Consider the following 13,024-nt stretch of genomic DNA (forward strand, 5'->3'; position numbering starts at 1 on the left):
AATCACCTCGGGTGGAACGCCGAACACCTGTAGGAGCTGCCGAAGGCTGCGATCTTTTGATCTTCTAAAAAGCAAAATCAAAAGATCGCAGCCTGCGGCAGCTCCTACAGAGAGGCGTGTCAGGACTTTTTGGTAGCCGCTTTTACACCGCGCTGACGCAGGGCTTCGAACAGGCAGACACCGGTCGCCACGGAAACGTTGAGACTGCTGACACTGCCGGCCATTGGCAGGCGCACCAGATAGTCGCAAAGATCGCGAGTCAGGCGACGCATCCCGCTACCCTCCGCGCCCATGATCAGGATGGTCGGACCAGTCAGGTCTTGCTGATACAGATCCTGCTCAGCCTCGCCCGCCGTACCGACGACCCACAAGCCCCGCTGCTTGAGTTTTTCCAGGGTCCGCGCCAGGTTGGTCACAGCCACTAGCGGAATCACTTCCGCCGCGCCGCAGGCCACTTTTCGTACAGTCGGTGTCAGGGTTGCCGACTTGTCTTTCGGCACAATCACAGCCAAAGCACCTGCCGCATCCGCCGAGCGCAGGCAAGCGCCGAGGTTGTGCGGGTCGGTAACGCCATCGAGCACCAGGATCAGTGGCGGGCCTTCGGTGCGATCGAGCAGCTCATCGAGCATCGCCTCGCCCCAGACCTGGCTCGGACTGACGTCCGCGACCACGCCCTGGTGTACACCTTCGACCCAGGCATCCAGCTCACGCTTTTCAGCCTGACCGACGGCCACCCGGTTTTCGTTGGCCAGTTCAATCAATACCTGGACTCGCGGATCATTACGACCCTCAGCCAGCCAGATCTGCTTGACCCGCTTCGGGTGATGGCGCAACAACGCTTCTACCGCATGCACGCCGTAGATCTTTTCCAACTGACTCATGACTTGGCCTTAGGTTTACGCACTCCGCCGTTTTTCGCGGCAGGAGCCGAGCCCGCTTTCGGCGGGCCTTTACGGTGTTTACTCGGTTTGGCTGGCTTGTCTGTCGCCTTGTCCGACGTCGACTTGCCGGACTTTCCCGCAGACGGCGCTTTACCGCCGCTTTTCGCTTCAGACAGCAACGCCTGCTTCATTTCACGACTTTTGCGCAGCTCGGCGTTTTTCGCCGCCGCATCGCTTGGACGGTAAGCTTCGGCGGATTTTTTGTCTGCCGCGGTACGCCGCCCGGTCTTGGCCGCTGCCGGCTCAGGAACAGGCTTGGCCGCAGGCACATCGACACCCGCCGTACGCTTTTTGCGCCCGATCGGCGCGCTGATGGTTTTTTCGGCCATCTCGAAGTCGATCTTGCGCTCGTCCAGATCAACCCGCATGACCCGCACTTCCACGGTGTCACCCAAACGGAAGCTGCGACCGGTGCGCTCACCAGCCAGGCGGTGGTGCACTGGATCGAAGTGGTAGTAGTCACCCGGCAAGGCGGTGACGTGCACCAGGCCCTCGACATAGATATCGGTCAGCTCGACGAACAAGCCAAAACCGGTAACCGCGGTGATCACGCCCGGGAACGACTCGCCAACGCGATCTTTCATGAACTCGCACTTGAGCCAGTTCACTACGTCACGGGTCGCTTCGTCGGCACGCCGCTCGTTCATCGAGCACTGCTCGCCGAGTTGCTCCAGCACCGCTTCGTCGTACGGATAGATACGCGCTTTCGCAATGGTCATCGCACCGGCACGCTTGACGTGCGGGGTGTTCTGCTTGGAATGGATGACGCTGCGGATCGCCCGGTGCGTGAGCAAGTCCGGGTAACGACGAATCGGCGAAGTGAAGTGGGTATAGGCATCGTAATTCAGGCCGAAGTGGCCTTGGTTATCGGCGCTATAAACCGCCTGGCTCAACGAGCGCAGCATGACGGTCTGGATCAGATGGAAATCCGGACGATCCTTGATGGTGGCGAGCAGTGCCTGGTAATCCTTCGGCGAAGGACCGTCTTTGCCCTTGTGCAGCGACAGACCGAGTTCACCGAGAAACGCGCGAAGCTTTTCCAGACGCTCTGGCGGCGGACCGGCATGGACCCGATACAACGCAGGAATCTCGTGCTTTTTCAGGAATTCAGCGGTGGCCACGTTGGCCGCCAGCATGCATTCCTCGATCAGCTTGTGCGCATCGTTACGAACGGTCGGGGTGATTTCGGCGATTTTTCGCCCGGAACCGAAGATGATTCGGGTCTCCATGGTTTCAAAATCGATCGCACCACGGATGTGTCGTGCACCGAGCAACACCTTATACAGCGCATACAGCTGCTTGAGGTGCGGCACGACGCCGGCGTATTCGCCACGCAGTTGCTTGGCTTCGCTGGTTTTCGGCTGCTCGAGGATGGTGCTGACCTTGTTGTAGGTCAGGCGCGCCTGGGAGTGGATCACCGCTTCGTAGAACTGGTAATCGGTCATCTCGCCGGTTTTCGAGATAGTCATCTCGCAGACCATGGCCAGACGATCGACGTGCGGATTCAGCGAGCACAGGCCGTTGGACAGCTGCTCAGGCAGCATCGGTATCACGCGCTCGGGGAAATACACCGAGTTACCACGTACCTGGGACTCGTTATCCAGCGCCGAACCGATCTTCACGTAGCTGGAAACGTCGGCAATCGCCACGTACAACTTCCAGCCACCGGAGAACAGGCGCAGCTTGCCCGGCTTGGCTTCGCAGTAGACCGCATCATCGAAGTCGCGGGCATCTTCACCGTCAATGGTAACAAACGGCAGATGGCGCAGGTCGATGCGCTTCTCTTTGTCTTTCTCTTCGACTTCCGGCTTGAGCTTGGCGGCTTCTTTGAGCACCGCTTCAGGCCAGACGTGAGGAATGTCGTAAGTACGCAGGGCGACATCGATTTCCATGCCCGGCGCCATGTAGTTACCCACGACTTCCATCACGTCGCCTTGCGGCTGGAAGCGTGGCGTTGGCCAGTGAGTGATCTTCACTTCGACGAACTGACCGACTTTGGCGCCGGCATTGCGACCCGGCGTGACCAGCACTTCTTGCTGGATCTTCGGGTTGTCGGCAACGACGAAACCGATGCCGCCTTCCTCGTAGTACCGGCCAACGATGCTTTCGTGAGCGCGGGTAACCACTTCGACGATCATGCCTTCGCGGCGACCACGACGGTCCAGGCCGGAAACCCGGGCCAGAGCACGGTCACCGTCGAACACCAGGCGCATTTGCCCCGGGCTCATGAACAGGTCGTCGCTGCCGTCATCCGGGATCAGGAAACCAAAGCCATCGCGGTGACCGCTGATGCGACCGAGGATCAGGTCGAGCTTGTCCACCGGCGCATAGGTGCCGCGACGGGTGTAGATCAGCTGAGCATCGCGCTCCATGGCGCGCAGGCGGCGACGCAGGGCTTCGAGCTGGTCTTCTGTGGTCAGACCAAACTCCTCCACCAGCTGCTCGCGGTTAGCCGGCGAACCCCGATCAGCAAGATGCTTGAGGATCAGTTCGCGGCTAGGAATAGGGTTTTCATATTTTTCCGCTTCACGAGCGGCCTCGGGATCGAGGGACTGCCAATCGGCCATTAGAGAGTTTTCACCTTGTCTATATGCGGGTTAGTTTGGCATACGCGTATTGAAACGGGAAATTTCAGGCTCGGACAGCACCTTAAAAGCCCTTTGACAAGCATAGAAAGCCTGACTGAATGCCGCTCGCGAAATTTTCCAGGTATTTTTCATAACAGGGGTTTACAGTGAAATAGGTGGTCCGTATAGTGCGCGCCATCGACGACGCAGACGCATGTCGATATTGCCCAGATGGTGAAATTGGTAGACACGCCAGCTTCAGGTGCTGGTGACCGCAAGGTCGTGGAAGTTCGAGTCTTCTTCTGGGCACCAATTCAAGAGCTGGAGATTACATCAATCTCCAGACTCTCACAAAAACCCGCGAAAGCGGGTTTTTGCATTTTAGGTATTTGATTTATTAAAACCAAAACAGGGGTTTACAGATCAAAACGCTCTCCGTATAGTGCGCCTCATCAACGGCGGACAACGCTGCTGATACTGCCCAGATGGTGAAATTGGTAGACACGCCAGCTTCAGGTGCTGGTGACCGCAAGGTCGTGGAAGTTCGAGTCTTCTTCTGGGCACCAATTCAAACTTCAGAGCCTTGCTTTGAAGCTTCACAAAAACCCGCGAAAGCGGGTTTTTGCGTTTCTGGCTTCGGGACTGCCGGTCTATTTGCTGACGACGTGGATGTATCTGAGCCGTTGAGATTGTCATCGCGAGCAAGCTCGCTCCCACATTAGATTTATGTCGCGCCCAAAATTGTGGGCACACGATGATCCAGTGTGGGAGCGATCTTGCTCGCGATAGCGATAGACCTGACAACAATTAAGCCCTGAACTGCCCCAGACTGGCTTTCAACTGCGCCGCCAGCCCATCCAGCACCTTGCCGCTGGCTGTGGTTTCCACCACCGCCTGAGCCGCGCGCTCGGCCTGGGCATGGATGGTTTCAACCCGCCCACGCACCGCATGCGCACCTTTCGCCTGATGAGCAGCCGCCTGAGTCGCCAGACCAATGGCTGCGTGCACCTGCTCGACCGAAGCCTGCACCGACTGCTGCAGCCGTGCGCTATCACGCAACACCAACAAGCCTTCGCTGGCCTGCCGACCTGCCTGGCCAATCGCCGCTACCGCCTCCCGGGCACCTTGTTGCAAGGCGCCGATATGCGCCTGGATGTCGCCGGTAGAGCTTTGGGTCTTGCTCGCCAGCGCCCGCACTTCATCGGCAACAACCGCAAAGCCACGCCCGGTTTCACCGGCACGGGCCGCTTCGATGGCGGCATTCAGCGCCAACAGGTTGGTCTGCTCGGCAATTCCATGGATCACCGTGAGCACCACTTCGATCTGCTCACTTTGTTGCGCCAGCCGCTCGATCACTTTGGACCCGGTCTCCACTTGCCCGGCCAAGGCCTCGATCAGACTGCCGACCTGAGCCGAGGTACGGGTGTTCTCGTCGGTCGCCTGACGGATATCCACCACTTGCTGCAAGGCTGCCTGCATGGCATGACTTTCGGCCTGCGCCTCGTCGGCCATCTGCGACAGCGCGCGCAGGCTCTCGGCCACCTCATCACGCTGCGCCGCTGCCGCCGCATCGGCACCGGCATTGCGCAGGGTCATGGCGCCGATTTCCACGCCCGTGCGCTGCGCTACATCGCCCGCCTCGCGAACGATCGGCTGCAACTTGTCGACAAAACGATTGACCGCCGAGGCCATCTCGCCAATCTCGTCCCTGCTGTTGAGCTGCACGCGCTTGGTCAAATCCCCTTCCCCGGCCGCCAGATCATTCAGCGCCGCGATCAGCAGATGCAATCTGTTGACCACCCGACGCCCCAGCACCACCGCCAGCAACAGCAGGACACCAAAGCCAACCAGCGCCAGGCCCATGCCAATCCGCCAGCGCAAGGTTGCCGCTGCTTCCTGCACAGTGCTGGTGGTGTTGTCCTTCATCTCGGAGGCGGTGCTTTGCGCCGACTGCAAACGCGCTCGCATGGCTGCGGCGCTATCAGCCGCTGCCCCCTTGAGACTGTCGCCCACCAGTTGATCACTGCTGGCGATCAAGGCCGAGAAGCGCTTGTCCAGCGCCGCCAGATCGGTTTCCACCGACGCCGTGGAGACCCCCATCAAGACCTTGCCGATTTCCACGCCATTGGGGTTGATCGAGGCTTCGAGGTAGTAGACCGAAGGATCGTTTTTCGCCGCATCGAGGATTTTATCCATCGCGCGATCGCCCTGGCCTTTTTCCAGCAACGCCTTGTTGACCGGGTTTTCCCGATTCATATAGCGAGTCAGGTGTTGGCCAGTGGCGTCGTCATATACCACGAACAGTACGTCGGGATTGCGCTGGGCACGTCGAGCGAACTCGGAAAGAGTCGGCACATCACTGTCCCACATGGCCCGCGGAGCCACGGAAGCCAGCAGCTGGGCCATGTCATTGGCCGAGTCCTTCAACCCCTTTTCCAGCGTCGCGCGCAATTGTGCCTGCTCGTCCTGCAGCCGCGAGGACAACCCTGCGGTCAGCCGTTGACGGGTACTGGCAGACAGGCTATCGAGACTCGACGTGACTTCACGTCCCGCTTGCTCGAGTTCGCCGGCGAGTTTTTGACTATCGATCCCCAGGCTATTGCCGAGATCGGCTTCCAGTGCGGTCACCGTGCTCCGGGTCAGAGCGACGGCCACCAGTACCTGCACTAAAAGGGCGATACCAAGGGTAACGAACACAGGCCGCAATAAACGGCTTTGTAACAGTGAGAGAACGGCCGACACAGGAAATCCCTCCGCTAGGACGCCATTAAATTGATGGCAGCCAGGAAAAGGGAATCACAGCAAGGGTCGTGCCGCTTGACCGACAAAAACGAAAAAGGGCCCTGAGAAGGGCCCTTTATCTTTTACATCAACGACTTATTAAGCGAACGGGTGACGCAGAACGATGGTCTCGTTGCGGTCCGGGCCCGTCGAAATAATATCGATCGGCGCGCCGACCAACTCTTCGACGCGTTTGATGTAGTTACGAGCAGCCTGAGGCAGCTCTTCCAGGGTCTTGGCGCCGAGGGTCGACTCGGTCCAGCCCGGCATTTCTTCGTATACCGGCTCCAGACCGATGTAGCTGTCGGCGTCGGTCGGTGCATCGATCACTGCACCATCCTGATTCTTGTAGCCCACGCAGATGTTGATGGTCTCAAGACCATCGAGCACATCGAGCTTGGTCAGGCACAGACCGGAGATGCTGTTCACGTCGATAGCGCGACGCAGGATCACGGCATCGAACCAGCCGCAACGACGGGCACGACCGGTGGTAGCACCGAACTCGTGGCCACGCTTGGCCAGGAATGCACCGATGTCGTCGAACAGCTCGGTAGGGAACGGACCCGAGCCCACGCGAGTGGTGTACGCCTTGGTGATGCCGAGGATGTAATCCAGGTACATCGGACCAAAACCCGAACCGGTGGCGATGCCGCCAGCGGTGGTGTTGGAACTGGTGACGTACGGGTAGGTACCGTGGTCGATGTCCAGCAAGGAGCCCTGGGCGCCTTCGAACATGATGTCTTTGCCAGCGCGACGCAGCTCGTGCAATTCGGCGGTGACGTCGAGCATCATCGGTTTGAGCAGCTCGGCGTATTCCATGCACTCGTCGAGCGTCTTCTGGAAATCGATCGCCGGCTCTTTGTAGTAATTGACCAGCACAAAGTTGTGGTAATCCAGCAACTCGCCCAGCTTGGCGGCGAAACGCTCACGATGGAACAGGTCACCGATGCGCAGACCGCGACGTGCAACCTTGTCTTCATACGCTGGGCCGATGCCACGACCGGTGGTGCCGATCTTCAGCTCGCCACGGGCCTTTTCACGGGCCTGGTCCAGCGCTACATGGTAGGACAGGATCAGCGGGCAGGACGGGCTGATACGCAGGCGCTCGCGCACCGGTACACCCTTTTCTTCCAGCTTGATGATTTCACGCAGCAAGGCGTCAGGTGCAACCACGACACCGTTACCGATCAGGCACTGCACGCCAGCGCGCAGGACGCCCGACGGGATCAGGTGCAAGACGGTTTTCTCGCCATCGATCACCAGCGTGTGACCGGCGTTGTGGCCACCCTGATAGCGCACTACGGCGGCAGCATGTTCGGTCAGCAGATCAACGATCTTGCCTTTGCCCTCATCACCCCATTGGGTGCCCAGGACTACGACATTCTTACCCATAACACTTGTCCTCATTCGCGCAAACTTGGTGCCGGCAACGGCCGGCAGGAAAACTCATGAAGCCAGCGGCAATACTTGCCAAAGCCCGTTCTGCTGAATCAATTGCCGGTCGCAGTCCGCTTCACGGGCGGCGGCCAAAGGCTGCCCAGGCAATGCCTGAACGACACGCTGACCCTCACTGCGCAACTGGCAAACCTGCTGCCAGAGTGCTGCATCCGTACTGTCAGGCATCCAGATACCGCCACACGGTAGCTCGACTTCAGCACGCCCCAGGGTCACCAGGGTTTTCAAATCGGTAGAGAAACCAGTCGCCGGACGGGCACGACCGAAGTCGGCGCCGATGTCGTCGTAACGACCGCCCTGAGCGATGGACTGGCCAACACCCGGGACGAATACCGCGAATACCACACCGGTGTGGTAGTGATAACCGCGCAACTCACCCAGATCGAAGTAAAGCGGCATTTCAGGGAAACGTGCGGACAACCGCTCGGCAATTGCCAGCAAATCATCCAGCGCCGCCTTCACTGGCGCCGGCGCATTGGCCAGTCGCTCACGGGCAGCAGGCAGCACTTCAGGACCGCCACACAGATCAACCAGCGCCCGCAGCATGCCCGACAAATCGGCAGGCAGGCCTTCGGTCAAGGTAATGACCTCATCGATCGCCTTGCGTTGCAGGGCGTCGAACAACTGTTGTTCCACTTCACCGGACAATCCGGCGGCACGGGCCAGGCCGCGATAGATGCCGACATGACCGAGGTCCATGTGCACCTCCGGTACGTCGGCCAGTTGCAGCATAGCCAGCATCAGGCTGATGACTTCAACGTCGCTGCTCGGGCTGGCATCGCCATACAACTCGGCACCCAGCTGGATCGGGCTGCGCGAGGACGACAAGGCCCGCGGCTGCGCATGCAGGACGCTGCCGGCATAGCACAGACGGCTCGGTCCTTCGCGTCGCAGGGTGTGCGCATCGATGCGCGCCACTTGCGGCGTGATGTCGGCACGAAAGCCCATCTGCCGGCCCGACTGCGGGTCGATGACCTTGAAGGTCCGCAGGTCGAGGTCCTGACCTGCGCCGGTCAGCAGGGATTCCAGGTACTCGATATGCGGGGTAACGACGAACTCGTAACCCCAGCTCTGGAACAGATCCAGCACCTGACGGCGCGCTATTTCAATGCGCGCCGCTTCCGGCGGCAGTACTTCTTCGATGCCATCTGGCAGCAGCCAGCGGTCTACCGTTGCCATTACGCCATTCCCCTATGATCCGGGCGGCCAGCCTTTGGGCGAGCCTTGAGTGAAGCAGAAAATGATCGGCTCATGTGCACAAACTCCGCGCATGAACAACGGGACGAACAGCCTGAAATCGGCTTCGCCAATCACTTTCCTCGAAAAAACTGTCGAGTCATTCAACTCGACGCCGTGCAGTAAAAAAACAGCAATCAAACATGCAGACGCAAAAAAGCCGGGAATTTCCCGGCTGCCGCATCATACACCCGTTTTCCCAAAGGATCACCCCGCCAAGCGCTTTAGCCGCTCGACGGGGTGTTGCCGGATGAGTCCTGAATCAAGGCTTGGGCTTTTCCAGATAACGGAAGAAGTCGCTGCTTGGGTCCAGAACCATGACGTCGGTTTTGTTCGCGAAGCTTTCACGGTAGGCACGCAGGCTACGGTAGAACGCGTAGAACTCCTGATCCTGACCGTAGGCCTTGGAATAGATCGAAGCGGCCTGGGCGTCGCCATCACCACGAGCCTCTTCCGACTCACGATAAGCCTCGGCCAGCAGCACGCGACGCTGACGATCGGCGTCGGCACGAATGCCTTCTGCCAGCTCGTTACCTTTGGCGCGATGCTCGCGAGCCTCACGCTCACGCTCGGTGCTCATACGTTCGAACACACTGCGGTTCACTTCCTTCGGCAGATCGATGGCCTTGACCCGAACATCGATCACTTCGATGCCCAGTTCCTTGTTGGCCATCTTGTTCAGCGAAGCCGTGATATCCGACATCAACGCGTCACGCTCACCGGAAACCACTTCATGCAGGGTGCGCTTACCAAACTGGTCACGCAGGCCCGATTCCAGTCGACGCGAAAGGCGTTCGTCAGCAATCTGCTTGAGGCCGGAGGTCGCGGTGTAGAAGCGCTCCGCGTCTTTCACCCGCCACTTGGCATAGGCGTCGACCATGACGGCTTTCTTTTCCAGCGTCAGGAAGCGCTGTGTCGGTGCGTCCAGCGTCATCAGGCGCGCGTCGAACTTACGCACTTTGTTAACGTAAGGCACTTTCACATGCAGGCCCGGTTGAACGTCCGCCTGGACCACTCGACCGAACTGCAGCAACACCGCACGCTCGGTCTGAGCGACGATGTAGAAGCAGTTCCAGGCAGCGATGGCCACGACGACGCCGACAATTAGGGCGATCAGCGATTTATTGCTCATCAGCGACTCTCCCTGGAACGCGTTGGCTGTTGCTGCGAATCCGCTGCGCGCGTGCTCACATCGGTGCCGCCCACTGCCGCCGCGCCCGTTACCGGCGCAGAGCCGCTACGGCCACTTTCGATCATTTTGTCCAGCGGCAGGTAAAGCAGATTGCTCTGGCCGTTTTTATTGCCGCTCACAAGTACCTTGCTGGTGTTGCTGAAGACTTCCTGCATGGTGTCCAGGTACAGACGCTCACGGGTGACTTCAGGGGCTTTGCGATACTCGGCTACCAGCTTGGTGAAGCGATCGGCCTCACCCTTGGCACGAGAGACGACTTCGTCGCGATAACCGTTGGCATCCTCAAGGATGCGCTGGGCCTGACCACGAGCTTCCGGCACGACGCCGTTGGCATAGGTTTCAGCCTGGTTGCGCGAACGCTGCTCATCTTCACGAGCGCGGATCACGTCATCGAAGGCTTCCTGGACTTCACGCGGTGCAGCTGCGCTCTGAACGTTGACCTGAGTAACGGTGATACCGGTGCGATAGGTATCGAGGAAGCGTTGCAGACGCTCCTTGATCTCGCTGGCCATCAGTTCACGACCTTCAGTCAGCACCTGGTCCATCTCGGTGGAGCCCACCACGTGGCGCAAGGCACTCTCGGTCGCATGCTGCAAGCTGATTTCCGGCTGATCGACGTTCAGCACGAAGTCCTGCAGGTTGCTGATCTTGTACTGCACGGTCAGCGGCACTTCGACGATGTTCTCGTCTTCAGTCAGCATTTGACCCTGCTTGGTGTACGCACGCTCACGCGTAACGTTTTCCATGTACTTGCGATCGATCGGCGGGAAGTAGATGTTCAGGCCCGGCCCGACGGTTTCGTAGTATTTGCCGAAGCGCAGCACCACGGCCTGCTCCTGCTCATCGACTACGTAAACCGCGCTGTACAGCCAGACAGCCGCGAGCACGACAAGACCGATGCCGAGCAAGCCGTAACCACCGCCCTTGCCCGATCCACCGCCGTCGTCACCACGTTTTTTACCACCACCGAACAACCCATTCAGGCTTTCCTGTAGCTTTCGGAAGGCCTCGTCGAGATCTGGTGGCCCCTTGCGGTCGCCGTTATTTCGACGCTTACCACCCCAAGGATCCTGATTATTCGAGTTGCCACCCGGCTCATTCCAAGCCATAGCGCTCTCCATCTGATAAAGCAAAGACGCACCCACGGCGCGCCGACCAATGCTACAGAATGCCTGCCACAGCGGCACAACCGCTTTTTCAGGCTTTTATTGCAAAGTGTGTTGCTCGATGAATTCCAGCGGCTGCAGGCCTTCGCGACTCACCAGTCGATTCAACTCGACCCGTGGCAAGCGAACAGCCAGCAAACTGATGCCGTCTTCGTCGTGTTCTTCCTTCTGAACTGCGCCCAAGGCGAAGAACTGAGCGCGCAGTCGAGCAAAACGCTGCGGCAAGCGCAAGGTGCCAACGAATAAATCATTGCCAAGCAACTCTGCGACAGCCTGTTTGAGCAAGTCCAGACCGGTACCGTCCCGCGCCGATAACCAGACCCGCTGCGGTTTGCCGTCGGCATCACGCTGGATCTGCGGCTCGACGCCCTCGAGCAAATCGAGTTTGTTATAGACCTCCAGGATCGGCAAGTCTTGAGCGCCAATCTCGCCCAGCACCACCATGACCTGTTCAATCTGCGCCATACGCTCCGGCTCATGGGCATCGATCACATGCAACAACAGGTCGGAGTTACTCGACTCCTCGAGCGTAGCCCGGAAAGCCTCGACCAGTTTGTGCGGCAAGTGACGGATGAAACCCACGGTATCGGCCAGCACGATCGGCCCCAGGTCGTCGAGTTCGAGGCGGCGCAGGGTCGGATCGAGCGTGGCGAACAGCTGGTTGGCCGCGAAGACGTCGGAGTCGGTCACCGAGTTGAACAGCGTCGACTTGCCGGCGTTGGTATAACCCACCAGTGAAACCGTCGGGATGTCGGCACGTTTGCGCCCGCGTCGCGACTGCTCACGCTGACTGCGGACCTTTTCCAGACGCCCCTTGATCTGCCGCAGGCGAACCCGCAGGAGACGCCGGTCGGTTTCGAGCTGGGTTTCACCCGGGCCGCGCAGACCGATACCGCCTTTCTGGCGCTCAAGGTGAGTCCAGCCGCGAACCAGTCGCGTACTCATGTAATCAAGCTGGGCCAGTTCGACCTGGAGCTTGCCTTCATGGGTGCGGGCGCGTTGGGCGAAGATATCGAGAATCAGGCCCGTACGGTCAATCACGCGACACTCGAAAACACGTTCGAGGTTACGTTCCTGACTGGGCGTGAGGACGTGATTGAAAATCACCAGATCTACCTGCTCGGCTTTGACCAGGTCGCGTAATTCTTCGACCTTGCCACTGCCAATCAGGTATTTGGCGGTTGGCCGATGACGCGGCACGTTAAAAAACGCGACGGTCTCGGCACCAGCCGATATAGCCAACTCCTGAAACTCCTGCGGATCTTCGCGCGCCTCAGGGTCCTGACCATCCAAGTGAACGAGAATTGTCCGCTCACCACCACCGTGGCGCTCAAAGAACAAAGGAGACTCCTATCAGGCGTTACCTGGCTCAGCGTCCGCTTGTTCGGTTTCGGTTGCGCTAGGCAGACGAATTGGACGAACCGGCACTACTGTCGAGATAGCATGTTTGTAGACCATCTGGCTGACGGTGTTCTTCAGCAGGATCACGAACTGGTCGAAAGACTCGATCTGACCTTGCAGCTTGATCCCGTTGACCAGATAGATAGAAACCCCAACTTTCTCTTTACGTAAAGTATTCAGGTAAGGGTCTTGTAGCGAATGCCCTTTTGACATGTGCCGCACTCCTTTAAGGATCAATAATAAAAAAATTAGAAAAACAAATGGCTTGGGCCGTCACAACCCCCA

The 13,024-nt window shown here is 59.0% G+C and carries 9 protein-coding genes and 2 tRNA genes; 2 read left to right on the forward strand and 9 right to left on the reverse strand.

Annotation, left to right across the window (positions count from 1 at the left end; all coding sequences use genetic code 11):
• Positions 1-119: 119 nt before the first annotated feature.
• Together rlmB and rnr are read right to left on the reverse strand one after the other, a co-directional pair.
• Positions 120-881, reverse strand: coding sequence for a 23S rRNA (guanosine(2251)-2'-O)-methyltransferase RlmB (gene rlmB, locus F8N21_RS01570; RefSeq protein WP_150640434.1), 762 nt, complete (start codon positions 879-881; stop codon positions 120-122).
• Positions 878-3,508, reverse strand: coding sequence for a ribonuclease R (gene rnr / locus F8N21_RS01575; RefSeq protein ID WP_150640435.1), 2,631 nt, complete (start codon positions 3,506-3,508; stop codon positions 878-880). The genes rlmB and rnr overlap by 4 nt, the downstream gene beginning before the upstream one ends.
• 225 nt (positions 3,509-3,733) lie before the next feature.
• On the opposite strand from rnr, the gene F8N21_RS01580 reads away from it, so the two are divergent.
• Positions 3,734-3,820 (forward strand) — tRNA-Leu (locus F8N21_RS01580).
• Positions 3,821-3,987: 167 nt separating this feature from the next.
• Positions 3,988-4,074: transfer RNA gene (locus F8N21_RS01585), tRNA-Leu, on the forward strand.
• A gap of 241 nt (positions 4,075-4,315) precedes the next feature.
• Here F8N21_RS01585 and F8N21_RS01590 read toward each other — a convergent pair.
• From F8N21_RS01590 to hfq, 7 genes are all read right to left on the reverse strand, one after another.
• The gene (locus F8N21_RS01590; RefSeq protein ID WP_150640436.1) at positions 4,316-6,250 is read right to left on the reverse strand and encodes a methyl-accepting chemotaxis protein; all 1,935 of its coding nucleotides are present in this window, start codon (positions 6,248-6,250) and stop codon (positions 4,316-4,318) included.
• A 138-nt stretch (positions 6,251-6,388) separates the two neighbouring features.
• Entirely contained in the window at positions 6,389-7,681 is a 1,293-nt protein-coding gene (locus tag F8N21_RS01595; RefSeq protein ID WP_150640437.1) for an adenylosuccinate synthase, read from the reverse strand.
• 54 nt (positions 7,682-7,735) lie between these two features.
• Positions 7,736-8,923: an ATP phosphoribosyltransferase regulatory subunit gene (locus tag F8N21_RS01600; RefSeq protein ID WP_150640438.1), complete on the reverse strand. Its 1,188-nt coding sequence runs from the start codon at positions 8,921-8,923 to the stop codon at positions 7,736-7,738.
• 319 nt (positions 8,924-9,242) lie between these two features.
• Entirely contained in the window at positions 9,243-10,112 is an 870-nt protein-coding gene (hflC, locus tag F8N21_RS01605; protein WP_150640439.1) for a protease modulator HflC, read from the reverse strand.
• A complete protein-coding gene (gene hflK, locus F8N21_RS01610) occupies positions 10,112-11,281 on the reverse strand; it encodes an FtsH protease activity modulator HflK (protein ID WP_150640440.1) in 1,170 nt (389 codons plus the stop codon). The genes hflC and hflK overlap by 1 nt, the downstream gene beginning before the upstream one ends.
• Positions 11,282-11,377: 96 nt before the next feature.
• Positions 11,378-12,679, reverse strand: a complete 1,302-nt coding sequence (hflX, locus tag F8N21_RS01615; protein ID WP_150640441.1) for a ribosome rescue GTPase HflX — start codon at positions 12,677-12,679, stop codon at positions 11,378-11,380.
• A gap of 12 nt (positions 12,680-12,691) precedes the next feature.
• Positions 12,692-12,952 carry an RNA chaperone Hfq gene (gene hfq / locus F8N21_RS01620; protein ID WP_150640442.1) on the reverse strand — a complete coding sequence of 87 codons (261 nt, stop codon included), beginning with the start codon at positions 12,950-12,952 and terminating at the stop codon, positions 12,692-12,694.
• Positions 12,953-13,024 lie beyond the last annotated feature (72 nt).

Source organism: Pseudomonas fluorescens (genome assembly GCF_902497895.1).
In the GTDB taxonomy this organism is placed as follows: Bacteria; Pseudomonadota; Gammaproteobacteria; order Pseudomonadales; family Pseudomonadaceae; genus Aquipseudomonas; species Aquipseudomonas fluorescens_BP.

Excerpts from the sequence above, each read along its gene's own strand:
- rlmB (WP_150640434.1), bottom strand. The coding sequence starts at position 881 with ATGAGTCAGTTGGAAAAGATCTACGGCGTGCATGCGGTAGAAGCGTTG.
- rnr (WP_150640435.1), bottom strand. The coding sequence starts at position 3,508 with ATGGCCGATTGGCAGTCCCTCGATCCCGAGGCCGCTCGTGAAGCGGAA.
- F8N21_RS01595 (WP_150640437.1), bottom strand. The coding sequence starts at position 7,681 with ATGGGTAAGAATGTCGTAGTCCTGGGCACCCAATGGGGTGATGAGGGC.
- F8N21_RS01600 (WP_150640438.1), bottom strand. The coding sequence starts at position 8,923 with ATGGCAACGGTAGACCGCTGGCTGCTGCCAGATGGCATCGAAGAAGTA.
- hflC (WP_150640439.1), bottom strand. The coding sequence starts at position 10,112 with ATGAGCAATAAATCGCTGATCGCCCTAATTGTCGGCGTCGTCGTGGCC.
- hflK (WP_150640440.1), bottom strand. The coding sequence starts at position 11,281 with ATGGCTTGGAATGAGCCGGGTGGCAACTCGAATAATCAGGATCCTTGG.
- hfq (WP_150640442.1), bottom strand. The coding sequence starts at position 12,952 with ATGTCAAAAGGGCATTCGCTACAAGACCCTTACCTGAATACTTTACGT.